This is a genomic window from Streptomyces tendae (genome assembly GCF_008632955.1).
Lineage (GTDB): Bacteria > Actinomycetota > Actinomycetes > Streptomycetales > Streptomycetaceae > Streptomyces.
In genome coordinates this window covers 1,292,730-1,316,688 of record NZ_CP043959.1, presented here as the reverse complement: position 1 = coordinate 1,316,688, position 23,959 = coordinate 1,292,730, and the positions used below count along the sequence as shown (strand labels likewise).

The window sequence follows — 23,959 nt, the reverse complement described above, 5'->3', positions numbered from 1 at the left end:
GACACAGCGCTTCGGCCCCTAGGATTCCACCTATCACCTCACCGGTCTCATTCGACAGGAACCCCATGAGCGACACTTCCCCCTACGGCTTCGAGCTTGTGCGGCGTGGGTACGACCGCGCTCAGGTGGACGAACGTATCTCCAAGCTCGTCTCCGACCGTGACAGCGCTCTCGCCCGCATCACCGCTCTGGAAAAGCGCATCGAAGAGCTCCACCTCGAGACGCAGAACGCCCAGGCCCAGGTCAACGACGCGGAGCCGTCGTACGCGGGTCTCGGCGCGCGCGTGGAGAAGATCCTCCGCCTCGCCGAGGAGGAGGCGAAGGACCTGCGCGAGGAGGCCCGGCGCGCGGCCGAGCAGCACCGCGAGCTCGCCGAGTCGGCCGCCCAGCAGGTGCGGAACGACGCCGAGGCCTACGCCGCCGAGCGCAAGTCCAAGGCGGAGGACGAGGGCGTCCGGATCGTCGAGAAGGCCCAGGGCGAGGCCTCGCAGCTGCGTTCCGACGCGCAGAAGGACGCCCAGTCCAAGCGCGAGGAGGCGGACGCCCTCTTCGAGGAGACCCGCGCCAAGGCCGCCCAGGCCGCGGCCGACTTCGAGACGAACCTGGCCAAGCGGCGCGAGCAGTCCGAGCGCGACCTCGCCTCGCGTCAGGCCAAGGCGGAGAAGCGCCTCGCGGAGATCGAGCACCGCGCGGAGCAGCTGCGCCTGGAGGCCGAGAAGCTGCGTACCGACGCCGAGCGCCGGGCCCGCCAGACGGTGGAGACCGCCCAGCGCCAGGCCGAGGACATCGTGGCCGACGCCAACGCCAAGGCCGACCGGATCCGTTCGGAGTCCGAGCGTGAGCTCGCCGCGCTGACCAACCGCCGCGACTCGATCAACGCCCAGCTGACGAACGTCCGCGAGATGCTGGCGACCCTCACGGGTGCCGCGGTCGCCGCCACCGGCGCGCCCGCCACCGAGGACGAGCCGATCTCCCGCGGCGTCCCGGCCCAGCAGTCCCGGTAACACCCCCGGACAGGGCGACCGGACCCCGGCGAAGCCCTCTGCCACTGAGGTGGCAGAGGGCTTTGTCCCGTTTTAGCGTGGCCGCATGATCGAGCTCGAGGGGCTGACCAAGCGGTACGGCGAGAAGGTGGCGGTGGACAGCCTGACCTTCACCGTCAGGCCTGGCATCGTCACGGGCTTCCTCGGTCCGAACGGCGCCGGCAAGTCGACCACCATGCGGATGATCCTGGGGCTCGACCACCCCACCTCCGGGGACGTGCGCGTCGACGGCACACACTACGACCGGCTGAAGGACCCGCTGACGAACATCGGCGCCCTGCTGGAGGCCAAGGGCGTGCACCCGGGGCGCAGCGCCTACAACCATCTGCTGTGGCTCGCGCAGAGCAACGGCATCCCCGAACGGCGGGTCCGCGAGGTGCTGGACACGGTCGGGCTGACGACGGTGGCGCGGAAGAAGGCCAAGGGGTTCTCGCTCGGCATGGGGCAGCGCCTCGGCATCGCCGCCGCGCTGCTCGGCGACCCGCGGATCCTGATGTTCGACGAGCCGGTCAACGGGCTCGACCCCGAGGGCATCCACTGGATCCGCACGCTGATGAAGTCGCTCGCCGCCCAGGGCCGCACGGTCTTCGTCTCCTCCCACCTGATGAGCGAGATGGCGCTCACCGCCGACCACCTCGTGGTCATCGGCCAGGGCCGGCTGCTCGCCGACACCTCGATGGCGGAGTTCATCGAACGCAACTCCCGCTCCTACGTCCGGGTGCGCAGCCCGCAGCGCGAACTGCTCCTGGACCTGCTGCACGGGGCCGGCATCACCGCCGTGGACGGCGTGGACGGAACGCTGGAGGTGGACGGCTCCAGCGCGGAGACCGTCGGGGACCTGGCCGCCCGCAGCGGCGTCGTGCTGCACGAGCTGAGCCCGCAACAGGCTTCCCTGGAGGAGGCGTTCATGCAGCTGACGGCCGAATCGGTGGAGTACCACGCCCACACGGGCGCACCCGTCCCCCCGCAGCAGTGGGGCGACACCTGGACGAAGGGCTGAGCATGGCGACGACCCAGGCCGTACGGTCGGAGTGGACCAAGATCCGGTCGGTGGCGTCCACCGTGTGGACGCTGTCGACCGCGGTGGTCGTCACCATCGCCCTCGGCATGCTGATCTCGGCCCTGTCGAAGAACGAGTTCGGCAACCTGAGCGAGCGGGAGCGGCTCTCCTTCGACCCGACGTTCATCAGCTTCGCCGGCACCAGCCTCGGCCAGCTCGCGATGATCGTGTTCGGTGTGCTGGTGGTGTCGAACGAGTACAGCACCGGGATGATCCGCGCCTCGCTGGCGGCCGTGCCGAAGCGCGGCACGTTCCTGTTCAGCAAGCTGGCCGTGGCCACCGCGCTGGCGTTCGTGGTGGGCATGGCGACCAGCTTCGCCACCTTCTTCCTGGGCCAGCTGATGCTCGGCGACCTCGGCACGTCCATCGGCGACGACGGGGTGCTGCGCGCGGTCATCGGCGGCGGGCTCTACATGACGCTCATCGCGCTGTTCTCCATGGGCGTCGCCGCGATGCTGCGCTCCCCCCTGCTGTCGCTGGGCATCCTGATGCCGTTCTTCTTCCTGATCTCCAACATCCTCGGCAACGTCAGCGCCACGGAGAAGGTCGGCCGGTTCCTGCCCGACCAGGCGGGCAGCCGGATCATGCGGGTGGTGACGCCGGTGGACGACGACACCCCGTACGGCCCCTGGGGCGGCCTCGGGATCATGGCGCTGTGGGTGATCGCGTCGGTCGCCGGCGGATACGTGCTGCTGAAGCGGCGTGACGCCCAGTGAGTGACCGCACCGGACCGGTTCTCACCCGGCCTTGAGCGGAACCGTCAGTGTCCCGATAAGCTCCTAACCCTTACGGGGGCGTGTGCCCTGCTGTCCTGAACCTTTCGATGGGTGCGGAGCATGATCGAGGCAGTCGGCCTGACCAAGCGGTACGGCGACAAGACCGCTGTGTACAACCTCTCCTTCCAGGTGCGTCCCGGTGCCGTCACCGGCTTCCTGGGCCCCAACGGCTCGGGCAAGTCGACGACGATGCGGATGATCCTGGGTCTGGACAACCCCACGGCGGGCCGGGTCACGATCGGCGGTTATCCCTACCGCAAGCTGCCCAACGCCCCCCGTCAGGTCGGTGCGCTGCTGGACGCCAAGGCGGTGCACGGCGGCCGGACCGCCCGCAACCACCTGCTGAGCCTGGCCCAGCTGTCGGGCATCCCGGCCCGCCGGGTGGACGAGGTGCTGGGCGTGGTCGGCCTGCACGAGGTGGCCCGCCGCCGGTCCAAGGGCTTCTCCCTCGGCATGGGCCAGCGCCTCGGCATCGCGGCGGCGCTGCTCGGCGACCCGCAGGTGCTGCTGTTCGACGAGCCGGTCAACGGCCTCGACCCCGAGGGCATCCTCTGGGTGCGCAACCTGATGAAGTCGCTCGCCGCCGAGGGCCGCACCGTCTTCGTCTCCTCGCACCTGATGAGCGAGATGGCGCTGACCGCGGACCACCTCATCGTGATCGGCCGCGGGCAGCTGATGGCCGACATGAGCGTGAAGGACTTCATCTCCGCCAACTCCGCCGGCTTCGCCCGGGTGCGCACCCCCGACAGCGAGCCGCAGCAGCGGGAGAAGCTGTCGGCGGCGATCACCGAGGCCGGCGGCCATGTGCTGCCGGAGCAGGACGGCGCGCTGCGGGTGACGGGACTGGCGCTGCCGCGGATCAGCGACCTCGCCCACGAGCACGACGTACGGCTGTGGGAGCTGTCGCCGCACCAGGCCTCCCTGGAGGAGGCGTACATGCGGATGACGCAGGGCGCCGTCGACTACCGCTCCACCATCGACCAGAAGGAGGGGCTGCAGCAGCCGCTGCCGCCCGGCGCCCAGCCGCCGCTCCCGGTGCCGGGGCAGGGGCAGCCCGGCTGGTACGCCCCGCCGCCGCCCCAGCAGGGCGGGCAGCCGTTCGCCCCGCCGCAGGGCGCCCCCGCGGGCCCCTACGGCGCACCGGCGGCGCCGGGAGCCGCTCTGGGCGCCGCCGCCGCGCCGAACCCGTACGCGCAGGCGCCGCAGGGCCCGGCTCCGGCCGCTCCCCCGGCCGTCGCGCCGCAGCCCGCCCCCTCCGCCGAGCCGACCGAGTCCGAGGACGCCCGATGAGCACGCCCCAGCCCCCGATGCCGCAGAGCGCCGCACCCGAGTGGCAGGCGGCCCCCGGTACCGCACCGTCCGCGCCCGCGTATCCCGGCTACACCTCGCCGATCCCGGTGGTGCGCACCCACCTCGGGCACGCGCTCGCCTCCGAGTGGACGAAGATCAAGTCCGTGCGCTCGACCCTGTGGACGACGGGCGTGTTCGTCGCGCTCGTGGTCGGCATCGGTCTGCTCACCGGCCTGGTGGTCGCGAGCGCCGACCCCGACCTGGGCGGCGAGAGCCCGCTGTCGCTGGGCTTCTTCGGACTGCTGCTGGGCTCGATGTGCCTCATCACACTCGGCGTGCTCACCACGGCCTCCGAGTACGGCACCGGCATGATCCGCACGACGATGGTCGCCTGCCCCACGCGCGGCCGGGTGCTCGCGGCGAAGGCGCTGGTGTTCTTCGTGCTGGCCTTCGTGGTGACGCTGGTGTGCGCCACACTCGTCGGTCTGCTGCACGTGTCGCTGCTGGAGGGGTACAACGCCAAGTCCCCCTCCGGCGAGGAATGGCTGAAGGGCACGGTCGGCGTCTCGCTCTACCTGGCGCTGCTGGGCACCCTGTCGCTGGCGATCGGGTCGATCGTGCGGCACTCGGCGGGCGCCATCACGATCATGATCGGCGCGGTGCTCGCCCCGCTGGTGATCGCGCTGTTCATGTTCTCCACCTCGCTGGAGGACGTGCAGCAGGCGCTGTTCGAGTACTCCATCCCGAACCAGATGAGCATCTTCTACGCCAACTCCCTGTCGGACTCCGGCCCGTCGGGATGGGACCCGCTGTGGATCATGCTGGTCGTCACGGCGGCCGCGCTCGGCGGGGCCTTCGCCCTGCTGCAGAAGCGGGACGTCTAGGAAGCGCTCAGAACCTCGGCGCGTTACGGGACCGCTGCACCCGCGTGGTGCGGCGGTCCTTCGCGTTCCAGCAGGCCTTGTGCCAGTGCCGGCGCTCGTCCACGCCCGAGTGCTCCGGCCAGGCCACCACGTGCGGCACCCCGTCCGGGATCAACTGGTCGCAGCCCGGGCAACGGTAGGCCTTCCCCTGGGCGCTGGAGCCGGCCACGTGCCGCACGCTCCAGGACTCGCCGTGCCAGTCCTCCGAGGACTGCCAGCCGCCGTAGCGCCCGGAGCGGTCGTCCTCGGCGCTCCGGCCGGACGAACCGGCTCCCTTGGGTCGGTTGCGACGCGGGGACACAGGACACCTCACGGGGCTATACAGGATGCACGGACCGCGTCCAGCCTACGCGTCGGACGCCGGGGTACGCGTAGGGCACCAATCGTCACAAGTCACTCCGTGGCATGTGGCGGCCCCTCGTGAGCGGCCCATTCTGCAGACAATCCGCAAAATCGCTCGCCCGGCCGTGTCCTCGGCACGTGTCGGGCGGTTATGCCCTGCGGGGGAGCTCCGCGTCGGAGCCAAGGAAGCAGGAAAAAGCAATGCGCGTTGGAAGTTTCGTGTTGGCCGCCCAGTTCCCCGGGCAGGGCGAGGGGGAGGCGCTGCACCGCGCCGTCCGCTCGGCCGAGGTGGCCGAGGAGTCGGGCCTCGACACGGTCTGGCTGGCCGAGCACCACTTCGTGCCCTACGGCACCTGTCCGTCCGCCGTCACCCTGGCGGCGATGCTGCTCGGCCGCACCCGCAGGCTGCGCGTCGGCACGGCGGTCAGCGTGCTGCCCACCGTCCACCCCGTCGCGCTCGGCGAACAGGCCGCGCTGCTGCACGTCGCCAGCGGCGGGCGGTTCTCCCTCGGCCTCGGCCGGGGCGGGCCGTGGGTCGACCTGGAGGTGTTCGGGGCCGGCCTGGAGGCGTACGAGAAGGGGTTCCCGGAAGCACTCGATCTGCTGATGCGCTGGCTGCGCGAACCGTCCGTCGGGGCGGACGGCGAGCGGTACCGGTTCCGCGAGGTGCCCGTGGTTCCCCGCCCGTCGGAGGCACTCACCGAGACCGCGGGCCCGGAGGTGGTGGTCGCCTGCACCTCCCCGTCGAGCGTGCGGCTGGCCGCCGAGCGCGGACTGCCGATGCTGCTCGGCATGCACGTCGGGGACGAGGAGAAGGCCGAGATGGTCGCCCTGTGGCGGCGCCACGCACGCGCCTGCGGGCGGCCGGCCGCGGAGATCGACGGCGCGGCCCACGTCTCGGCCGGCGTCTGCCAGATCGCGGACCGGCGCACGGACGCGGCGGAGACCCTGATGAAGGCGATGCCGGGCTGGCTGAAGCAGGGGCTGGAGGCGCATGTGACGGTGGACGGGCGGGAGCGCCGGATGCGCGACCCGCTGGCGTACACCGAACTCCTCTGCGGACTGCATCCGGTGGGCACCCCGCGGCTGTGCGCGGACCGGCTCGCCGCGACCAGCGAGCGGACCGGGATCTCCCGCTTCGCCCTGCTCGTCGAGGGGTCCGGCGACCTGGCGGCGACCGAGGAGAACGTACGGCGGCTGGGGGCCGAGGTGCTCCCCCAACTCGCCTGACGATCGTGGACGTTCCAAGGATGCTTGCCGCCCCGGTACAGACCGCACCTCCCGCGTACGGAGCGGCAAGCCATCGATGGAGCGTCAGCAGTCGCGAAGCTCCGGCGACTGGTTGAGCAGTTGGTTGCGCACCGAGGTGAAGCGGGCCAGCGTCTCGTCGACCGAGGAGTCAAGCGGGAACACGGCCACCCGGTGGCAGTTCTGGAAGGCCAGCCGAACACCGAAGTGCCGTTGCAGCGCGCCGCGTATCGCGTCACTCGCGAGCGCACGCAGCAGCTGACCGCGTGCCTGCTCGTCCGGCGGGGGCGTCTGGTTGTCGGCGAAGGCTCCGCCGTCGACCTTCAGCTGGGCCACCAGGGAGCTGATCATCTCCCACGCATAGGGCAGGGAGGTCCGGACGCAGTCGACGAAGTCAGCTTCGTCGACCTCGCCTCGCTCGGCCTGTTCGAGTAGGGCCGGTGAGACGTCGAGCGACATGGGTTCTCCTCTCGCACCCCCAACGCACAGGGGTTGCCTGACAGATAAGGGAGTGCGCGAGAACGGGCACGCTGCGTACACAGTTCGCGACCTCCCGTTCAATACCGTAAGCAACGGACCGTGACCGCACCAGGAGAATGCTCGGATGCGGAACTTCCTGTGGGCCGGTAATCGGCCACCGCACAACACGCGTTTTCCAGGAGATACAGGACGCGCCTCCCGAGCCCCGCGGGGCGCCTGTGAGGGCGAATCGCGCCGACCCCGGCCGGTCGAGTAGCGTTGCCGACCATGCGTCTCGTCATTGCCCGCTGCTCCGTGGACTACGCCGGGCGGCTCACCGCGCACCTGCCGTCGGCACCCCGTCTGATCCTGGTCAAGGCGGACGGCAGCGTCTCGATCCATGCCGACGACCGGGCCTACAAGCCCCTCAACTGGATGTCGCCGCCCTGCACCCTGAAGGAGGGCACCGGCGAGGAGGAGGGCGTCTGGACCGTCGTCAACAAGGCGGGCGAGAAGCTCATCATCACGATGGAGGAGGTTCTCCACGACTCCTCGCACGAACTCGGCGTCGATCCCGGCCTGATCAAGGACGGCGTGGAAGCACACCTTCAGGAGCTCCTCGCCGACCGCATCGAGACCCTCGGAGAGGGCTACACCCTGATCCGCCGCGAGTACATGACGGCGATCGGACCGGTCGACATCCTGTGCCGGGACGCCGAGGGGCAGACCGTCGCGGTGGAGATCAAGCGGCGCGGTGAGATCGACGGAGTGGAACAGCTCACCCGCTACCTGGAGCTGCTGAACCGCGACCCGCACCTCGCACCGGTGCGTGGCGTCTTCGCCGCCCAGGAGATCAAGCCGCAGGCGCGGGTGCTCGCCACCGACCGGGGCATCGGCTGCCAGGTCCTCGACTACGACGCCCTGCGCGGCATCGAGGACGACAAGCTCCGCCTGTTCTGAGCGCGGGGCCACGACGACAGGCCAGGGGGCCGGGTTCCGTACGGGAACCCGGCCCCCTGGCGTGTCCGGTGGCTCCGGCGGGTCAGATCAGCGTCTCGGCACCGTCGGGCGTGCCCGGGGCGGTGCTCTGGTCCGCGCTCGCGGAGGTCTCCACGGGGGCGGAGGAGGCGGTGTCGCTCGCTGTCGTTTCGGGCCCGTCCGGCGGCGGCTCGGATTCCGTCGGCGGCTCGGAGCTCGTGGGCGGCTCGGAGCTCGTGGGCGGCTCGGAGCTGGTGGGCGGCTGCGAACTCGTAGGCGGCTTCGAACTGGTGGGCGGCTTCGAGGGAGTCTTCGAAGGCGACTTCGTCGGCTCCCCCGGCCTCTTGGTGCCGGTCGCCCCGTCCGTCGGCTCGTCGGCCTCCGTGGCCGTCGGCGTCGGGTCGTCCGCAGTGCCGAGCGTGCCGTCCGGGCCCGGGTCGGAGGGCCGGCTGGTGGCCCGCCCGGTGTCACCCTTGTTGCCGGACGCCGGGTCCGCGTCGAGGCTGCCGTCGTCGTCGGCGCCCTGGCTCGCGGACGGGTTCACGCCCACGTTCTCGGACGGGTTCGCCGGGTCGTTCCCGGAGGTCGCGCCGAGGGTGACGACGGTGCCCAGCACGGCGACCAGCAGCGCGCCCGCGCCGGCCGCGACCAGGTTGCGCCGGGCCAGTCCCTTCAGCCCGCCCGCCTTGCCCGCCGGCGAGGGCGCGGTGGCCGGCACCCCGCGGGTGACGACCAGGCCGGTGTCGGCCGGGGGCTGCAGGTCGGGGAAGGCCATCGGCACACCGCGGGGCGGGGGCGCCGACTCCTCGACATGGGCCTCGGGCACCTCCTCCCCCGCGGTCGGCGCGAGCGCGAGCGGGACGCCGGAGCGGTCGGCGACCAGGGCCAGCGCCCTGCGGCCCGCGACCGTGCCGCGCTTGTCGGCGAGGGCACCGCGCAGGCCGATGGAGGCCTCCAGTTCGGCGCGCGCCCGGTCGAGCTGTCCGGCGCACAGCGCGTGGATGCCGAGCTCGTGGTGGAAGTAGGCCTGTTCCGCCACGTCCCCGGCGATCCGCGCGGCCTCCGCACCGGCGCGCAGCGCCCGCTCCCAGGCACTCCAGTGCATGCCCGCGGCGAAGGCGGGCGCGGCGGTGCGGGCGAGCTGCACGGCCGTGCTCGGCTCGCCCTCGGCGGAGCCCGGGGCGAGCGGGGAGAGGGCGGTGAGAGCGGCGAGGACCGCGTCGGACTCGGCGCAGACCCGTTCCGGGGTGACCGAGGGGTGCCCCGTCCACCAGGCGTAGTGCCGTGCGGCGGCGCGGGCCTGCTCGTCGGCGTCGTCGGCGTACCCGGCGGCCTCCAGCTGGGCCGGCACACCGGCGGCCAGCCGGTAGCGGGCGCCGACCGGGGAGACCAGTCCGCAGGCGACCAGCTCGCCGAGGGCGGCGTCGGCGTGGGTGTCGCCCACCAGGGCGGGCAGGTGCGCCTGGTGGGGCACCTCGCCGCCGAGTGCGACGGCGAACCGCAGGGTGGCGCGGGCGGAGGCGCTGAGCCGGGAGGCGAGCAGCGGCGCGGGGGCTGCGGCCTCGCCGAGCGCGGGCAGCGGCACCTCGTCGTCGTCGACCGGGTCGTAGGGCGCCTCGTCGGGCCGTACGTCCTCGAAGACGCCGAACTCGTCGACGGCGCCGGCGCCGGCCCGCAGCCGGTCGCGTTGCCGCAGCAGGGCGCCGGCCTGGACGAAGCGCAGCGGCAGCCCTTCGGACTCGAACCACAGGTCGCCCGCCCAGGTGGCCTCCTCGTCGGTGAGGCCGCGGCCGACGGCGTGGCCGAGCAGGTCGAGGCCGGCCGCGCGGTCGAGCCCGGACAGCTCGACGTCCTCGACGCCGGCGTCGGCGGAGGGGTCGGCCACGTCCGGGGTGACGGCGAACAGGAAGGCGCACTCGGGGGTGGCGTCCAGCAGCTGGTCGAGCGCGGCCCCGCCGAACTCCAGGTCGTCCAGGACGACGACGGCGCCGATCTCGCGGACGCGGGTGAGCAGTTCGTCCCGGTCCGGGCGGTGCAGGGGGGCGTCGTGGACGGCGTGGAAGAGGTCGTACAGCACGTCGTCGGAGGAGCGCCGGTGGCCGCTCAGGCGGACGACACCGTCGGGGGCCAGGTCGGCGCAGTCCTCGGCGACGACGTCGAGGAGCCGGGTGCGGCCCGAGCCTCCGGGACCCACCAGGCGCACCGAGCGGCCCCGGGCGAGCAGCCGCACCAGGTTCTCCCGCTCGTCCTGCCGGGCCAGCAGCGGCAGCGCGGGCTGCGCCGGGCCAGGGGGGACGGGCGGGGTCGCGGCGCGCTCCACCTCGGCGCGTTCGGCCTCGGTGAGCTTCACGGGAGGGTCCGGTCGCTCCGCGGGCGGGCAGGGCTCGATCTCGCTGCCGTCGACGGGGTTGACGGTCAGCAGGAAGTCGCCGGAGACGAGCTGCACCGTGCGGGCGGGCACGGGCGCGTGCTGTGCGAAGTCTGACGTGAGGGATTCCCTGGGAGGGCGCTGGCGCGGCGTGTCGCCGTCACCGCCGTGGCCGTACTCCTCGGGTCCCGTGTGGTTCGGGTCCATAGGTCCTAGCCCCCCAAAAGCGTCGTGGCTGAAGCCCTCCCCGGCCTCGCTGCACACCGCGCTGTCGCTTCTGGTCCGGGCCCGCTCGAGGGTTGCAAGGCAGCGGGCAGCCGAACCCTAAACCTTCGGTCAGTATCCACGACAGTCCGGGGTGCCAGGGCGTCCGAGTGGTCACGGTCTCGTGAGGATTGTGCGCGCGGGGAGGGGTTCGCGGGCGTCGGCCCGGGTCCTTCCGCTCGTCCTTTGCGCCCCCGTACGCCCTTACACGCGGGGCAGTGTGTCCACCCCGATGCCCCCCTCGATCGCCAGGATCCGGTGCAGCCGGGTGGCCACCAACAGGCGCTGCATCTGCGGCGGTACGTCGCGCAGCACCAGGCGCCGGCCGCAGCGGCCGGCCCGTCGGTGTGCCCCCATGATCACGCCGAGTCCGGTGGCGTCCCAGGAGTCCAGTTCGGACAGGTCCAGCACCAGGTCGCCGACGCCGTCGTCGACGGCCGAATGAAGGACCGTACGGGCGTCCGCCGCGCTGCGGACGTCGAGGCGGCCCCCGACGACCAGCTCGGCGTGGTCGCCCCTGATGTGCATATGCGCTCCCCGTGATGCGTCTCGTGCTCCGCGGTGTTCTGTCGGCCGGTATTGCAACCTCTGACTGCGTAACGACCTCGGAGGTTGCTACCTGTGAGCGAACCGATACCGAATTCACCCCGGCGTGTGACGCACGCCGGGGTGATCGCGGTCTCAGTGCTCGTAGAAGCCCTGCCCGCTCTTGCGCCCGATGTCACCGGCGTCAACCATCCGGCGCATCAGCTCGGGAGCTGCGAACTTCTCGTCCTGCGACTCGGTGTAGATGTTGCCCGTGGCGTGCAGCAGGATGTCCACGCCGGTGAGGTCGGCGGTGGCCAGCGGGCCCATGGCGTGGCCGAAGCCCAGCTTGCAGGCCAGGTCGATGTCCTCGGCGCTCGCCACGCCCGACTCGTACAGCTTGGCGGCCTCGACGACGAGGGCGCAGATGAGGCGGGTGGTGACGAAGCCGGCGACGTCGCGGTTGACCACGATGCAGGTCTTGCCGACCGACTCGGCGAACTCCCGTGCCCTGGCGAGGGTTTCGTCGCTGGTCTTGTAGCCGCGGACCAGCTCGCAGAGCTGCATCATCGGCACCGGCGAGAAGAAGTGCGTGCCGACGACCCGCTCCGGGCGCTCCGTCACGGCCGCGATCTTGGTGATCGGGATGGCGGAGGTGTTGGAGGCGAGCACGGCGTCCTCGCGCACCAGCTTGTCGAGCGTGCGGAAGATCTCGTGCTTGACCTCCAGCTTCTCGAACACGGCCTCGACGACGACATCCGCGTCCGCGCAGGCGTCGAGGTCGGTGGTCGTGGTGATGCGAGCGAGGGCGGCCTCGGCGTCCTCGGCCGCCAGCTTCCCCTTGGCGACGAACTTGTCGTACGACGCCTTGATCCCGTCCGTGCCCCGCGTCAGCGCCTCGTCGGTGACGTCACGCAGGACGACCTCCCAGCCCGCCTGTGCGGAGACCTGGGCGATGCCGGACCCCATGAGACCGGCCCCGATGACGGCGAGCTTGCGTGCCACTGTGCGACTCCCCTGATACGCGCTGTCCATGTTCTCCAGGAGCGGACATTAGCGGGCGTGGGGGGCCCTGTGACCGGTAAGTAACGCGCGTCACGTCTCACATGACGGACATCACACCGGCGGCACACACACGGAGAGCCGACGGTCCGTCAGACGCCGGGAGTGACGGGCGCGAAGCCGTCGCGACGCGTCGCGGACGGGTGCGAGGGTAGGGGTCCCGGTGTCCGCCCGACGAAGGAGAAGCCCGGCATGGCCGTGATCCACCGCACCACCCTGGAGCCGACCAAACTGGAGCTCCTGGCGGCCTGGCTGCCGTCGCGCCCCTGGTACCACGGCGCCCCGGAGGGCCCGCGGCTCGCCAGGGCGGGCGGTTTCCGCCTCGACGACCCCCGGGGCGAGGTGGGGATCGAGTTCCTGGTCGCCACGGACGCCTCCGGCTCCGCGCCGGCCGCCTACCTCGTGCCGCTCACCTACCGCGGCGCACCGCTCGACGGGGCGGAAGCGGCCCTCGTCGGCACCACGGAGCACGGCGTGCTGGGCCGCCGCTGGGTCTACGACGCATGCCACGACCCGGTGGCCGTCGCCGAGTTGGCGGCGCTGGTCGAGGGTCGGGCGGAGCCGCAGGCACAGAGCGCGAGCGACACCCCCGACCGGGAGGTCACCCGCGCCCTGGCGGGCGAGGGCCCCGTGCCGGCGGAGTTCCCCGCCGTCACGGACACCGGGGAGCACACCGAGCTCACCGCCCCGGACGGCACGGTGCTGCGGGTGCTGCGCACCCTGCGGCCCGCCCCGGACGGCACACCGCAGGCGGACCCGGGCGCCGCGGGCCATGTCGCCGGGGCGTGGGACGCGGAGGACGGCACCCGCGTACAGGGGCTCATGGTGCTGCTGCTCACGCCGCCGCCCGCCCCGTAGGGGAGCGCCCGGTGAACGTCGTGCCGTGCGGGGTCGCGCCGTGACGGTGCGCACACGCGTGCCCTGGGCCGCCGGGGCGTCACTAGGCTGACCTCATGGTCAACCTGACACGCATCTACACGCGGACCGGCGACAAGGGCACCACCCACCTCGGCGACATGAGCCGGGTCGCCAAGACCGATCTGCGCATCTCCGCCTACGCCGACGCCAACGAGGCGAACGCGGTCATCGGTACGGCGCTGGCCCTGGGCGGGCTCCCGGAGGAGGTCGTCACGGTCCTCACGCGCGTGCAGAACGACCTGTTCGACGTGGGCGCCGACCTGTCGACGCCGGTGGTGGAGGACCCGAAGTACCCGCCGCTGCGGGTCGAGCAGTTCTACGTCGACCGGCTGGAGGAGGACTGCGACCGCTTCAACGAGCAGCTGGAGAAGCTGCGCTCCTTCATCCTGCCGGGCGGCACCGCGGGCGCGGCGCTGCTGCACCAGGCGTGCACGGTGGTGCGCCGGGCCGAGCGCTCCACCTGGGCCGCCCTGGAGGCGCACGGCGAGACGATGAACCCGCTCACCGCCACGTACCTCAACCGCCTGTCGGACCTGCTGTTCATCCTGGCCCGCATCGCCAACAAGGAGACCGGCGACGTGCTGTGGGTGCCGGGCGGCGAGCGCTGAGCGCGGGACCCGGGCACTCAGCGGGGCCGCCCCTGCGTGGCGCGCACCGCGCGGAACGCTCCGAGCAGTGCCTCGGCGGCCCCGACGCACATCAGCACCACGCCCGCCCTGGAGGGCGTGACCACCGGCAGGTCCACTCCCCCGGTGTACCGCCACAGCAGCAGGCCGGCGAGCGCCGTGAGGACGCCCGCGAGCAGGGTGCCGTGCGCCGTGTTCACCGGCCCACCCGGTCCCGCTCCGCGCCGGCGGCGTCCCGCACGCTCTCCTCACTGCCCTTGGGTGCCTTCTTGGGCCAGATCCAGTAGGCCAGCGCCACCAGGCCGTGGATGCCGGCCGCCCGCCAGGCGGTGAAGCGCCAGGCCTCCAGGGAGGTGGAGCGGCCCGGGTCGTCGACGTACCAGATGGCGAGCTGGAGCAGCGCGGTCGCCACGGCGGCGGCCACCAGCGTGCCGAGCCACACCGTGGTCTCGTGGCGGGCGCGCGCCAGGCCGTATCGCGGCGGCCGCACCAGGGGGCGGCCGTCGAAGCGGTGCGCCGCGTGCCCGTCGAGCCAGCGCACCGTGCGGTGGCCGTGGCCGACCGTGTAACCGATGTAGAGCGCGGCGAGCCCGTGGGTCCAGTTCGGCTCCGCGCCGTTCTTCAGGTCCCACGCGGTGGCGGCCAGCAGCACGAGCTCCAGAAGCGGCTCGCACAGCAGCAGCGCCATTCCGGTGCGCCGCATCCGCAGCAGGTACCGGAAGGCCAGTCCGGCCGCCAGCAGCACCCAGAACCCCACCTCGCAGGCGATGATCAAGGCGACGATCACGGTTCGCTCCTCTCGGTCACCCTTCCAGGCTTCCGTGCGGAGCGGCCCGGCGCGTCGTCGCCGCCGACGAACCCGCGGTACATCGAAAGTCGCAGTCACCGGTCCGGGTCGGCGGCCGCGGCGGCTCAGGCGGCCCGGTAGCGGGTGGCGAGCTCGGGGCTCTGCCCCTCGAAGGCGGCCAGTCCGGCCCGGAAGGCCGCGTCGAGCAGACCGGTGTCCTCCACGCCCGGGGCGCAGACGGTCTCTCCCAGGTCCAGGCCGCGCAGGCTCGCGGTGACGACGTCCTCGGCCGTCATCCGGGGCACCGCGCTCAGGTCCAGGCCCTGCCGCTCGTGGAACTCGGTGGCCACCACGCCGGGGCAGAGGACCTGCACGGTGATCCCGGTGCCCGCGAGTTCCGTGCCGAGCATCTGGGACATCGCGACGAGATACGCGAGGCTCCCGCCGTAGACCACCCGGTGCGGCAGCCGGCCCTGCGGCGCGGGGCCGCCGAAGGCGATCATGCCGGCCACGTTGACGACCGTGCCCGTGCCGCGTTCGCGCATCCCGGGGATCGCGGCGCGGGTGAGCAGCGTGGGGGCGAGGACCTTCACGTGGACGAGTTCCGTGGCCCTGTCGGCGGGGAGTTCGGCGAACGGCATGTAGTGGGCGACACCGGCGTTGTTCACGAGCATGGTGAGCGGCTCGGCCGCGGCGGTCCGGGCGACCGTGTCGATGCCCTCGGGGGTGGACAGGTCGGCGGCCACGGTCCTGACCGTGACCTCGGGGTGCGCGGCGGCGAACTCCTCCAGGCGTTCCCGCCGCCGCCCGACGAGCACCAGGTCGTGGCCGTCGGCGGCCAGCCGCTCGGCGTAGGCCCTGCCGATCCCGGAGGTGGCACCGGTGACGAGTGCGAGCTCGGTCATCGTCGTTCCTTTCGTCCTGCTTCCGTCCACGGGTCCGAGCCTGCGCGCCGGCCGCGCGGCCGGCCAGTCGTCCGGTGTTCCTGGGAACGGCGGTACCAGGAACACCGGATGCGGGGCGGGCACACTGGGGGCATGGCGACGACGGAGTTCGGGCGGGCGGTGCGCCGCTGGCGTGACCGGGTCCCGCCGGAAGCGGCCGGTCTCCCCGCCGGCGGTCTCCGGCGCGCCCCGGGTCTGCGGCGCGAGGAGCTGTCCCAGCTGTCCGGGATCTCGGTGGACTACATCACCCGCCTCGAACAGGGGCGTGCCACACACCCGTCGGAGCAGGTCGTGGAGGCGCTCGCCCGGGCGCTGCGGCTGTCGGACGCCGAGCGGTCACACCTGTTCCGGCTGGGCGGTCTGCGCTCGCCGGGTCCGGAGTGTGTGCCCACCCGGCTCACGCCGGGCGTGCAGCGGGTGCTGGACCGGCTGACCGGCACTCCCGTCGCCGTCCACGACGCCACCTGGACGCTGCTGGTGGCCAACCCGCCCTACGCGGCCCTCATGGGCGACCCGTCCGGATGGCACGGCCACCGGCGCAACGGCGTGTGGCGCGCCTTCCTCGGCCACGGCGAGCGGGTGCGGCACACCGCGGGGTCCCGGGAGGCGCTGCGGCGCGCGCTGGTCGCCGACCTGCGTGCGGCCACCGCGCGCTATCCGGACGACCGGCGGCTCGGGCGGCTGGTCGCCGACCTGCGCCGGGACAGCGACCGGTTCGCCGAGCTGTGGGACTCCGGGATCACCGGCCGCCACGAGTCGGCCCGCAAGACGATCGACCATCCGCGGGCGGGCGCGGTCACCCTCGACTGCGACATCCTCACCCTGGAGGGCAGCGACCTGCACATCATGGTCTACACGGCGGAGCCCGGCACCGAGGACGCCGAGCGTCTCGCGCTGATCACCACGCTCGGCATCCAGGCCCCCGCCGGCTGAGGCGCACCGGGACCCGAGGGGCGGTGCCCCAGCGGCCGACGCGCTCCCGCGCCCCGTCGGACTGCCGAGGCGGGTCGGCTTAGATGGGGGGCATGGCCCTACGACAGCTCCGTCCGCCCCGTTTCGACGTGTCGGTGGCGCTCGCCGGGCTTCTGGGCGGACTGCTGCTGTGGGGCTTCGGGCTGGGGGTGCGGCCGGGCGACGACCCGCTCGTGCTGGTCGACGGCCGGTCGGCGCTCCTGGTGCCGCTCGCGGTGATGGCGTGCTGCGAACTGCTGCGCCGCAGTGCCCCGCGCACCGCGGTGCTGGCCGGCACCGTGGCGCTGGCCGCGGACACGGTGACCCGGGGCAGCATCGCCACCATCGTGATGTACACCGACCTGGTGTACGCCGCCGTCGTCTACGGCACGCCCGCCACCGCACGCCGGCTGCCGTGGATCACCGGCGTCGTGACCATCGCGGCGACGCTGGTGCCGTACGCCGTGTGGCGGGTGCCCGAGGCCCTGCTGCTGGGGCTGGTGGCGGGCGCGTTGACGTTCGCGCCCGCGTCGACCGGCCTCATCGTGCGCAACCACCGTGACGCCGCCGACGCGGCCCGGCTGCGGGCCGAACAGACCGCGCTGCTGGCGGAGATGGACCGGGTCCAGGCGGTGACCGCGGAACGCGCCCGGATGGCCCGCGAGTTGCACGACATGGTCGCCAACCACCTCTCCGCGATCGCCATCCACTCCACCGCCGCCCTCTCCCTGGACGACCCCGGCACCTCGCGGGAGGCGCTGACGGTGATCCGGCGGAACAGCGTGCAGGGACTGGCCGAGATGCGACGGCTCATCGGGATCCTGCGCGACGGCGCCGACGACCGGGAGCCGTCCGCGACCCCCACCCTCGACGGTCTGGGCGCCCTGGTGGCGGGCGCCCGCGCCAACGGACTCGACGTCACCCTGGACACCGAGCACGGCGCCGTGCCCGCACCGGTCGAGCTGGCCGCGTACAGGATCGTGCAGGAGTCGCTGACCAACGCCCTGAAGCACGCCTCGGCCGGTCCGGTCACCGTGTGCCTGCGGCGCCCGGCCGACGCCCTGGAGATCCGGGTGACCAGTGTCCACGGCGACCGGGACACCCCGCGCGCGCCGGGGTCGGGGGCCGGACTGGTCGGCATGCGGGAGCGGGCCGCCCTGCTGGACGGCACGTTCGAGGCCGGGCCGGAGAGCGGCCCGGACGGCACCCTGTGGGTGGTACGTGCCACCCTTCCCGTCACCGACGTCGAACAAGGAGAAGCCTGATGATCCGCGTCCTGGTCGCCGAGGACCAGTCCGCCGTGCGTGCGGGACTGGTCCTGATCCTGCGCAGCGCGCCGGACATCGAGGTGGTGGCGGAGGCGGCGGACGGCGAGCGGGCGGTCGAACTCGCGCGTGAACTGCGGCCCGACCTGGTGCTGATGGACGTGCAGATGCCGCGTCTCGACGGGGTGTCGGCGACCCGGATGGTGGTCGCGGAGGACCTCGCGGACGTGCTGGTGCTGACCACGTTCGACCTCGACGAGTACGTGTTCGGGGCGCTGCGGGCCGGCGCGGCCGGGTTCCTCCTGAAGAACACGGAGGCGAAGGACCTGATCGAGGCGGTGCGTACGGTGGCCGCCGGTGAGGGGATCGTCGCCCCGGCCGTGACCCGGCGGCTGATCGCCGAGTTCGCGGCGAAGCCGGCCCGGCCGGTGACGGCAGACCCGTCGGTGCTGGACGCGCTCACCCGGCGCGAGCGGGAGGTGCTGGCCTGCCTCGGGGAGGGGCTGTCCAACGCCGCCGTCGCCCGGCGCCTGGACATGGCCGAGGCCACGGTGAAGACGCACGTCAGCCGCCTGCTGGGCAAGCTGGAGCTGCGCAGCCGGGTGCAAGCGGCGGTTCTGGCCCAGGAGTTGGGGCTGTGAAGGTTTAATTCACGAACAACCGCGCACAGTGGTCCAGACCTATTGACCCGTGGTCCAGACCTTTCTATTCTCGCCGCACCGTGGGCACGAAGGCTCAGTCGTGCCCCCATCCCCCAGAAGGAGGCGCGGCATGCGCTTCAGACACAGAGTCGCGGCAGGGATCGCGACCCTCGTGCTCCCCTTCGCCGGCCTCGTAGGCCTCGCGAGCAACGCCCAGGCGGCGACGTCCGCGACCGCGACCTACGTCAAGACCCAGGACTGGGGCTCCGGCTTCGAGGGCAAGTGGACCGTCAAGAACACCGGCACCACCAGCCTCAGCTCCTGGACCGTCGAGTGGGACTTCCCCTCCGGCACCTCGGTCACCTCCGCCTGGGACGCCGACGTCACCTCCTCCGGCACCCACTGGACCGCCAAGAACAAGTCCTGGAACGGCACGCTCGCCCCCGGTGCCTCCATCAGCTTCGGCTTCAACGGCAGCGGCTCCGGCTCCCCCGCCAACTGCAAGCTCAACGGCGGCAGTTGTGACGGCGGCACCACCAACCCCGGCGACAACCCGCCGAGCGCCCCCGGCACTCCCACCGCCTCGAACGTCACCGACACCTCGGTGCGCCTGTCCTGGTCCGCGGCCACCGACGACAAGGGCGTCAAGAACTACGACGTGCTGCGCGACGGCTCCCGCGTCGCCACCGTGACCGGCACCTCGTACACGGACAGCGGCCTGGCCAAGGGCACGGACTACTCCTACACCGTGCAGGCCCGGGACACCGCCGACCAGACCGGCCCGGTCAGCGGCGCGGTGCGGGTCCGCACCACCGGCAGCACCGAGGAGCCGCCGCCCACCGGCGACAAGGTCAAGCTCGGCTACTTCACCGAGTGGGGCGTCTACGGCCGCAACTACCACGTCAAGAACCTGGTGACCTCGGGCACCGCCTCGAAGATCACGCACATCAACTACGCCTTCGGCAACGTGAAGAACGGGCAGTGCACCGTCGACGACACGTACGCCGCCTACGACAAGGCCTACACCGCCGACCAGTCGGTCAGCGGCCAGGCCGACACCTGGGACCAGCCGCTGCGCGGCAACTTCAACCAGCTGCGCCAGCTGAAGGCCAAGTACCCGCACATCAAGGTGCTGTACTCCTTCGGCGGCTGGACCTACTCCGGCGGCTTCGGCCAGGCGGCGCAGAACCCCGCCGCGTTCGCCCGGTCCTGCAAGCAGGTCGTGGAGGACCCGCGCTGGGCCGACGTCTTCGACGGCATCGACATCGACTGGGAGTACCCCAACGCCTGCGGTCTGACCTGTGACAGCTCCGGCCCGGCGGCGTTCAAGAACCTCTCCCAGGCGCTGCGCAACGAGTTCGGCCAGAACTACCTGGTCACCGCGGCCATCACCGCCGACGGCTCCAACGGCGGCAAGATCGACGCGGCCGACTACGGTGGCGCCGCCCAGTACCTCGACTGGTACAACGTGATGACCTACGACTACTTCGGCGCCTTCAACGCGCAGGGTCCGACGGCCCCGCACTCGCCGCTCACGTCGTACGCGGGCATCCCGCAGGCCGGCTTCAACTCGGCCGACGCCATCGCCAAGCTGAAGGCCAAGGGCGTCCCGTCCAAGAAGCTGCTGCTCGGCATCGGCTTCTACGGCCGCGGCTGGACCGGCGTCACCCAGTCCGCCCCCGGCGGCACCGCGACGGGCGCCGCGCCCGGCACGTACGAGGCGGGCATCGAGGACTACAAGGTCCTCAAGAACAGCTGCCCGGCCACCGGCACGATCGCCGGCACCGCGTACGCGCACTGCGGCACCAACTGGTGGTCCTACGACACCCCCGCCACCATCAACTCCAAGATGGCGTGGGCCAAGGCCCAGGGCCTCGGCGGCGCCTTCTACTGGGAGTTCAGCGGCGACACCAGCAACGGTGAGCTGGCGAGCGCCGTCGACGCCGGACTGAGGTAACCCCTCCCCGCCCCGGCAACGCGGATCGCCCCTCCTCCCGGCCGGGAGGAGGGGCGATGTGCTGCACGGACGTCAGCAGATCAGGCGACGTTCACCCGCTGGCCGGGAGGCGCCGCCTCCAGCCAGGCGAGGAAACCGGTCAGCGCGTCCTCGCTCATCGCCAGCTCCAGCCGCGTCCCCCGGTGCAGACAGGCCAGGATCACGGCGTCCGACAGCAGCGCCAGCTCCTCCTCGCCCTCGGGGAGGCGGCGGCCGGCCACCTCGATCGCGGAGCGCTCCAGGACACGGCGGGGACGGGGGGCGTAGGAGAAGACCCGGAACCACTCGACCCGGTCACCGTTGTAGCGGGCCACCCCGTACGCCCAGCCCTTGCCGCCGGCGTCCCCCTTCTCGGGGGCGTCCCAGCGCAGGCTGCAGTCGAAGGTGCCGCCGGACCGCTGGATGAGGCGGCGCCGCAGGCCGAAGACGAAGAGCCCCACCACCACGAGGGCCACGACGATTCCGCACACAGTCAGAGCGAGGACCATCGACACCGACCTCCTCGTCTCCTAGGTAACGGAACGGAAAAATCATCCAGATCTGCCTCAGCCGCGACCGGCTCCGGATCGCTCCGGTGCCGGCCGCGGCTGAGTGACGTCATCTCACCGCGCCGGGATCAGCGCCCCGCCGTCGCCGCCCGCAGACGGACGTCCGCGGCGCGCTGGGCCTCGGCGTCGTCCTCCGCCTTCGCGCGGGCGAGCTCCTGCTCCGCGCGCTGGACGTCGATCTCGTCCGACAGCTCGGCGATCTCGGCCAGCAGGGACAGCTTGTTGTCTGCGAACGAGATGAATCCGCCGTGCACCGCGGCGACGACCGTGCCGCCCTCGGGCGTGCGGATGGTCACCGGGCCCGACTCCAGCACACCGAGCAGCGGCTGGTGACCGGGCATGACGCCGATGTCGCCGGACGTGGTGCGCGCGACGACCAGGGTGGCCTCGCCGGACCAGACCTCTCGGTCGGCCGCGACCAGCGCGACGTGCAGCTCAGCAGCCAAGGTGGCTCCTCGGGTCACCACCCGGCGGTTGTGCCGGGTGTTGGTTACAAGTCTAGTGGGCGTGACAGAGGGGGCGGGACGTGCCCGCCCCCTCAAGGGTGAGCCGTTCGGCTCACGTCAGAGCGCGGGGGTCAGGAGACGCCCAGCTCCTTCGCGTTCTTCTTCAGGTCCTCGATGCCACCGCACATGAAGAACGCCTGCTCCGGGAAGTGGTCGTACTCGCCGTCGCAGATCGCGTTGAAGGCCGCGATCGACTCGTCCAGCGGGACGTCCGACCCGTCGACGCCGGTGAACTGCTTGGCGACGTGGGTGTTCTGGGACAGGAAGCGCTCCACGCGACGGGCACGGTGGACGACGAGCTTGTCCTCCTCGCCGAGCTCGTCGATACCGAGGATCGCGATGATGTCCTGCAGGTCCTTGTACTTCTGCAGGATGTTCTTCACGCGCATCGCGGCGTTGTAGTGGTCCGCCGCGATGTACCGCGGGTCGAGGATGCGGGACGTCGAGTCCAGCGGGTCCACGGCCGGGTAGATGCCCTTCTCGGAGATCGGACGGGAGAGAACCGTCGTCGCGTCGAGGTGGGCGAAGGTGGTGGCCGGGGCCGGGTCGGTCAGGTCGTCCGCGGGGACGTAGATCGCCTGCATCGAGGTGATCGAGTGACCACGGGTCGAGGTGATGCGCTCCTGGAGGAGACCCATCTCGTCGGCCAGGTTCGGCTGGTAACCCACCGCGGAGGGCATACGGCCGAGCAGGGTCGACACCTCGGAACCGGCCTGGGTGAAGCGGAAGATGTTGTCGATGAAGAACAGCACGTCCTGCTTCTGCACATCGCGGAAGTACTCCGCCATGGTCAGGCCGGCGAGGGCCACGCGCAGACGGGTGCCCGGGGGCTCGTCCATCTGGCCGAAGACCAGCGCCGTCTTGTCGATGACGCCGGACTCGCTCATCTCGTCGATGAGGTCGTTGCCCTCACGGGTGCGCTCACCGACACCGGCGAACACCGACACACCGTCGTGGTTGTTGGCGACGCGGTAGATCATCTCCTGGATGAGCACCGTCTTGCCGACGCCGGCACCGCCGAACAGGCCGATCTTTCCACCCTTGACGTACGGGGTGAGGAGGTCGATGACCTTGACGCCGGTCTCGAACATCTCGGTCTTCGACTCGAGCTCGTCGAAGTTCGGCGCCTTGCGGTGGATCGGCCAGCGCTCGCCCGTGTACTCCTCGTCGGAGTTCAGCACCTCACCGAGGGTGTTGAACACCTTGCCCGTGGTGAAGTCACCGACCGGCACCGAGATGGAGGAGCCGGTGTCGGTCACCGGGGCCTGGCGGACCAGACCGTCGGTGGGCTGCATGGAGATGGTGCGGACCAGGCCGTCACCCAGGTGCTGGGCGACCTCCAGGGTCAGCGTCTTGAGCTGGCCCTCGTTCGCCGGGTCGGCGACCTCGACGTGCAGGGCGTTGTAGATCTCCGGCATGGCGTCGACGGGGAACTCCACGTCGACGACCGGGCCGATGACCCGGGCGACGCGGCCCGTAGCCGTCGCGGTCTCAACAGTGGTGGTCATTAGTTGTCACTCCCCGCGGTCGCGTCGGCCAGGGCACTGGCGCCACCGACGATCTCGCTGATTTCCTGGGTGATTTCGGCCTGGCGGGCCGCGTTGGCAAGACGGGAGAGCGTGTTGATCAGCTCGCCCGCGTTGTCGGTGGCCGACTTCATCGCGCGCCGCGTGGCGGCGTGCTTCGAAGCGGCCGACTGGAGCAGCGCGTTGTAGATGCGGCTCTCCACGTACCGCGGCAGCAGCGCGTCGAGGACGTCTTCCGCCGAGGGCTCGAAGTCGTACAGCGGCAGGATCTCGCCCTTGGCGGCGTCGTCCTGGGCCACTTCCTCGAGGCGCAGCGGCAGCAGCCGGGAGCCGATCGCCGTCTGCGTCATCATCGACACGAACTCGGTGTAGACGATGTGGAGTTCGTCCACGCCGCCGTCCGCGGTCTCCGTCTGCAGCGCCTCGATCAGCGGAGCCGCGACCTTCTTGGCGTCCGCGTACGAGGGCTCGTCGGTGAAGCCGGTGAACGTCTCCGCGATCTTGCGCTCACGGAAGTTGTAGTGGGCCACACCGCGCCGGCCGACGATGTACGTGTCGACCTGCTTGCCCTCGCGCTCCAGGCGCTCGGTCAGCTGCTCCGCCGACTTGATGGCGTTGGCGTTGAAGGCGCCGGCCAGGCCGCGGTCGCTCGTGAGGAGCAGGACCGCGGCACGGGTCGGGTTCTCCGCCTCCGTGGTGAGCGGGTGCTTGGTGTTCGACCCGGTTCCGACCGCCGTGACCGCGCGGGTGAGTTCCTGCGCGTACGGCGTGGAGGCCGCCACCTTGCGCTGCGCCTTGACGACGCGCGAGGCGGCGATCATCTCCATCGCCTTGGTGATCTTCTTGGTCGCGGTGACGGATCGGATGCGACGCTTGTAGACCCGGAGCTGAGCTCCCATGAGTCAGGTCCCTT

The 23,959-nt window shown here is 71.9% G+C and carries 25 protein-coding genes; 13 read left to right on the top strand and 12 right to left on the bottom strand.

Annotation, left to right across the window (positions count from 1 at the left end; translation table 11 throughout):
* Positions 1-65: 65 nt before the first annotated feature.
* The 5 genes from F3L20_RS06275 (at position 66) to F3L20_RS06255 (ending at position 5,053) form a co-directional block, all read left to right on the top strand.
* Positions 66-1,004 carry a cellulose-binding protein gene (locus F3L20_RS06275; RefSeq protein WP_024884546.1) on the top strand — a complete coding sequence of 313 codons (939 nt, stop codon included), beginning with the start codon at positions 66-68 and terminating at the stop codon, positions 1,002-1,004.
* Positions 1,005-1,089: 85 nt separating this feature from the next.
* Positions 1,090-2,043, top strand: a complete 954-nt coding sequence (locus F3L20_RS06270) for an ABC transporter ATP-binding protein (RefSeq protein WP_150152906.1) — start codon at positions 1,090-1,092, stop codon at positions 2,041-2,043.
* 2 nt (positions 2,044-2,045) lie between these two features.
* Positions 2,046-2,819 (top strand): ABC transporter permease, encoded by a 774-nt coding sequence (locus F3L20_RS06265; protein ID WP_024884544.1) that lies wholly within the window; start codon positions 2,046-2,048, stop codon positions 2,817-2,819.
* Between the two features lie 120 nt (positions 2,820-2,939).
* Complete coding sequence (locus F3L20_RS06260) at positions 2,940-4,169, top strand: ABC transporter ATP-binding protein (RefSeq protein WP_150152903.1); 1,230 nt, start codon at positions 2,940-2,942, stop codon at positions 4,167-4,169.
* Positions 4,166-5,053 (top strand): ABC transporter permease subunit, encoded by an 888-nt coding sequence (locus tag F3L20_RS06255; RefSeq protein ID WP_150152901.1) that lies wholly within the window; start codon positions 4,166-4,168, stop codon positions 5,051-5,053. The genes F3L20_RS06260 and F3L20_RS06255 overlap by 4 nt, the downstream gene beginning before the upstream one ends.
* Before the next feature lie 7 nt (positions 5,054-5,060).
* Here F3L20_RS06255 and F3L20_RS06250 read toward each other — a convergent pair whose 3' ends face one another.
* Positions 5,061-5,393, bottom strand: coding sequence for an ATP/GTP-binding protein (locus F3L20_RS06250; RefSeq protein WP_145827394.1), 333 nt, complete (start codon positions 5,391-5,393; stop codon positions 5,061-5,063).
* 242 nt (positions 5,394-5,635) lie between these two features.
* Between F3L20_RS06250 and F3L20_RS06245 the strand changes: the two genes are divergently transcribed.
* Entirely contained in the window at positions 5,636-6,664 is a 1,029-nt protein-coding gene (locus F3L20_RS06245; protein WP_150152898.1) for an LLM class flavin-dependent oxidoreductase, read from the top strand.
* Positions 6,665-6,748: 84 nt separating this feature from the next.
* Here F3L20_RS06245 and F3L20_RS06240 read toward each other — a convergent pair whose 3' ends face one another.
* Positions 6,749-7,141: an SCO5389 family protein gene (locus F3L20_RS06240; RefSeq protein WP_024884539.1), complete on the bottom strand. Its 393-nt coding sequence runs from the start codon at positions 7,139-7,141 to the stop codon at positions 6,749-6,751.
* 288 nt (positions 7,142-7,429) lie between these two features.
* On the opposite strand from F3L20_RS06240, the gene nucS reads away from it, so the two are divergent.
* Positions 7,430-8,101, top strand: a complete 672-nt coding sequence (gene nucS / locus F3L20_RS06235; protein ID WP_145827392.1) for an endonuclease NucS — start codon at positions 7,430-7,432, stop codon at positions 8,099-8,101.
* Between the two features lie 82 nt (positions 8,102-8,183).
* On the opposite strand, the gene F3L20_RS06230 is transcribed toward nucS, so the two are convergent.
* The 3 genes from F3L20_RS06230 to F3L20_RS06220 form a co-directional block, all read right to left on the bottom strand.
* Positions 8,184-10,694 carry an ATP-binding protein gene (locus tag F3L20_RS06230; protein ID WP_150152895.1) on the bottom strand — a complete coding sequence of 837 codons (2,511 nt, stop codon included), beginning with the start codon at positions 10,692-10,694 and terminating at the stop codon, positions 8,184-8,186.
* A gap of 261 nt (positions 10,695-10,955) precedes the next feature.
* The gene (locus F3L20_RS06225) at positions 10,956-11,279 is read right to left on the bottom strand and encodes an STAS domain-containing protein (RefSeq protein WP_019524073.1); all 324 of its coding nucleotides are present in this window, start codon (positions 11,277-11,279) and stop codon (positions 10,956-10,958) included.
* A 153-nt stretch (positions 11,280-11,432) separates the two neighbouring features.
* Complete coding sequence (locus F3L20_RS06220) at positions 11,433-12,281, bottom strand: 3-hydroxyacyl-CoA dehydrogenase family protein (RefSeq protein ID WP_150152892.1); 849 nt, start codon at positions 12,279-12,281, stop codon at positions 11,433-11,435.
* A 249-nt stretch (positions 12,282-12,530) separates the two neighbouring features.
* Between F3L20_RS06220 and F3L20_RS06215 the strand changes: the two genes are divergently transcribed.
* Together F3L20_RS06215 and F3L20_RS06210 are read left to right on the top strand one after the other, a co-directional pair.
* Positions 12,531-13,196, top strand: a complete 666-nt coding sequence (locus F3L20_RS06215) for a maltokinase N-terminal cap-like domain-containing protein (protein ID WP_150152889.1) — start codon at positions 12,531-12,533, stop codon at positions 13,194-13,196.
* Between the two features lie 95 nt (positions 13,197-13,291).
* A complete protein-coding gene (locus F3L20_RS06210; protein WP_150152885.1) occupies positions 13,292-13,864 on the top strand; it encodes a cob(I)yrinic acid a,c-diamide adenosyltransferase in 573 nt (190 codons plus the stop codon).
* Between the two features lie 17 nt (positions 13,865-13,881).
* Here the strand turns inward: F3L20_RS06210 and F3L20_RS06205 are convergent, their stop codons facing one another.
* The 3 genes from F3L20_RS06205 to F3L20_RS06195 all read right to left on the bottom strand — a co-directional run bounded on the left by F3L20_RS06205 (position 13,882) and on the right by F3L20_RS06195 (position 15,574).
* Positions 13,882-14,082, bottom strand: coding sequence for a DUF5708 family protein (locus tag F3L20_RS06205; protein ID WP_150152882.1), 201 nt, complete (start codon positions 14,080-14,082; stop codon positions 13,882-13,884).
* On the bottom strand, positions 14,079-14,669 hold the full coding sequence (locus F3L20_RS06200) for a hypothetical protein (RefSeq protein ID WP_150152879.1): 591 nt from the start codon (positions 14,667-14,669) through the stop codon (positions 14,079-14,081). Before F3L20_RS06200 ends, F3L20_RS06205 begins: the two co-directional genes overlap by 4 nt.
* A 125-nt stretch (positions 14,670-14,794) precedes the next feature.
* Positions 14,795-15,574, bottom strand: coding sequence for an SDR family NAD(P)-dependent oxidoreductase (locus F3L20_RS06195; RefSeq protein WP_150152876.1), 780 nt, complete (start codon positions 15,572-15,574; stop codon positions 14,795-14,797).
* A 132-nt stretch (positions 15,575-15,706) separates the two neighbouring features.
* On the opposite strand from F3L20_RS06195, the gene F3L20_RS06190 reads away from it, so the two are divergent.
* The 4 genes from F3L20_RS06190 (at position 15,707) to F3L20_RS06175 (ending at position 20,427) form a co-directional block, all read left to right on the top strand.
* On the top strand, positions 15,707-16,546 hold the full coding sequence (locus F3L20_RS06190) for a helix-turn-helix transcriptional regulator (protein ID WP_150152873.1): 840 nt from the start codon (positions 15,707-15,709) through the stop codon (positions 16,544-16,546).
* 92 nt (positions 16,547-16,638) lie between these two features.
* A complete protein-coding gene (locus F3L20_RS06185) occupies positions 16,639-17,829 on the top strand; it encodes a sensor histidine kinase (protein ID WP_150152870.1) in 1,191 nt (396 codons plus the stop codon).
* Positions 17,829-18,470: a response regulator gene (locus F3L20_RS06180; RefSeq protein ID WP_150152867.1), complete on the top strand. Its 642-nt coding sequence runs from the start codon at positions 17,829-17,831 to the stop codon at positions 18,468-18,470. The genes F3L20_RS06185 and F3L20_RS06180 overlap by 1 nt, the downstream gene beginning before the upstream one ends.
* A gap of 130 nt (positions 18,471-18,600) precedes the next feature.
* A complete protein-coding gene (locus F3L20_RS06175) occupies positions 18,601-20,427 on the top strand; it encodes a glycoside hydrolase family 18 chitinase (protein WP_150152864.1) in 1,827 nt (608 codons plus the stop codon).
* Positions 20,428-20,507: 80 nt separating this feature from the next.
* Here the strand turns inward: F3L20_RS06175 and F3L20_RS06170 are convergent, their stop codons facing one another.
* The 4 genes from F3L20_RS06170 to F3L20_RS06155 form a co-directional block, all read right to left on the bottom strand.
* Positions 20,508-20,954, bottom strand: a complete 447-nt coding sequence (locus F3L20_RS06170; RefSeq protein ID WP_145827380.1) for a DUF2550 domain-containing protein — start codon at positions 20,952-20,954, stop codon at positions 20,508-20,510.
* 128 nt (positions 20,955-21,082) lie between these two features.
* Positions 21,083-21,460 carry a F0F1 ATP synthase subunit epsilon gene (locus F3L20_RS06165; RefSeq protein WP_145827379.1) on the bottom strand — a complete coding sequence of 126 codons (378 nt, stop codon included), beginning with the start codon at positions 21,458-21,460 and terminating at the stop codon, positions 21,083-21,085.
* A gap of 131 nt (positions 21,461-21,591) precedes the next feature.
* A complete protein-coding gene (atpD, locus tag F3L20_RS06160) occupies positions 21,592-23,028 on the bottom strand; it encodes a F0F1 ATP synthase subunit beta (RefSeq protein WP_150152861.1) in 1,437 nt (478 codons plus the stop codon).
* A complete protein-coding gene (locus F3L20_RS06155) occupies positions 23,028-23,945 on the bottom strand; it encodes a F0F1 ATP synthase subunit gamma (protein ID WP_150152859.1) in 918 nt (305 codons plus the stop codon). The genes atpD and F3L20_RS06155 overlap by 1 nt, the downstream gene beginning before the upstream one ends.
* Between the last annotated feature and the right edge of the window lie 14 nt (positions 23,946-23,959).

Excerpts from the sequence above, each read along its gene's own strand:
- F3L20_RS06180 (WP_150152867.1), top strand. The coding sequence starts at position 17,829 with ATGATCCGCGTCCTGGTCGCCGAGGACCAGTCCGCCGTGCGTGCGGGA.
- F3L20_RS06210 (WP_150152885.1), top strand. The coding sequence starts at position 13,292 with ATGGTCAACCTGACACGCATCTACACGCGGACCGGCGACAAGGGCACC.
- nucS (WP_145827392.1), top strand. The coding sequence starts at position 7,430 with ATGCGTCTCGTCATTGCCCGCTGCTCCGTGGACTACGCCGGGCGGCTC.
- F3L20_RS06270 (WP_150152906.1), top strand. The coding sequence starts at position 1,090 with ATGATCGAGCTCGAGGGGCTGACCAAGCGGTACGGCGAGAAGGTGGCG.
- F3L20_RS06185 (WP_150152870.1), top strand. The coding sequence starts at position 16,639 with ATGGCCCTACGACAGCTCCGTCCGCCCCGTTTCGACGTGTCGGTGGCG.
- F3L20_RS06260 (WP_150152903.1), top strand. The coding sequence starts at position 2,940 with ATGATCGAGGCAGTCGGCCTGACCAAGCGGTACGGCGACAAGACCGCT.
- F3L20_RS06240 (WP_024884539.1), bottom strand. The coding sequence starts at position 7,141 with ATGTCGCTCGACGTCTCACCGGCCCTACTCGAACAGGCCGAGCGAGGC.
- F3L20_RS06225 (WP_019524073.1), bottom strand. The coding sequence starts at position 11,279 with ATGCACATCAGGGGCGACCACGCCGAGCTGGTCGTCGGGGGCCGCCTC.
- F3L20_RS06265 (WP_024884544.1), top strand. The coding sequence starts at position 2,046 with ATGGCGACGACCCAGGCCGTACGGTCGGAGTGGACCAAGATCCGGTCG.
- F3L20_RS06175 (WP_150152864.1), top strand. The coding sequence starts at position 18,601 with ATGCGCTTCAGACACAGAGTCGCGGCAGGGATCGCGACCCTCGTGCTC.
- F3L20_RS06155 (WP_150152859.1), bottom strand. The coding sequence starts at position 23,945 with ATGGGAGCTCAGCTCCGGGTCTACAAGCGTCGCATCCGATCCGTCACC.
- F3L20_RS06215 (WP_150152889.1), top strand. The coding sequence starts at position 12,531 with ATGGCCGTGATCCACCGCACCACCCTGGAGCCGACCAAACTGGAGCTC.
- F3L20_RS06190 (WP_150152873.1), top strand. The coding sequence starts at position 15,707 with ATGGCGACGACGGAGTTCGGGCGGGCGGTGCGCCGCTGGCGTGACCGG.
- F3L20_RS06195 (WP_150152876.1), bottom strand. The coding sequence starts at position 15,574 with ATGACCGAGCTCGCACTCGTCACCGGTGCCACCTCCGGGATCGGCAGG.
- atpD (WP_150152861.1), bottom strand. The coding sequence starts at position 23,028 with ATGACCACCACTGTTGAGACCGCGACGGCTACGGGCCGCGTCGCCCGG.
- F3L20_RS06170 (WP_145827380.1), bottom strand. The coding sequence starts at position 20,954 with ATGGTCCTCGCTCTGACTGTGTGCGGAATCGTCGTGGCCCTCGTGGTG.
- F3L20_RS06275 (WP_024884546.1), top strand. The coding sequence starts at position 66 with ATGAGCGACACTTCCCCCTACGGCTTCGAGCTTGTGCGGCGTGGGTAC.
- F3L20_RS06245 (WP_150152898.1), top strand. The coding sequence starts at position 5,636 with ATGCGCGTTGGAAGTTTCGTGTTGGCCGCCCAGTTCCCCGGGCAGGGC.
- F3L20_RS06255 (WP_150152901.1), top strand. The coding sequence starts at position 4,166 with ATGAGCACGCCCCAGCCCCCGATGCCGCAGAGCGCCGCACCCGAGTGG.
- F3L20_RS06230 (WP_150152895.1), bottom strand. The coding sequence starts at position 10,694 with ATGGACCCGAACCACACGGGACCCGAGGAGTACGGCCACGGCGGTGAC.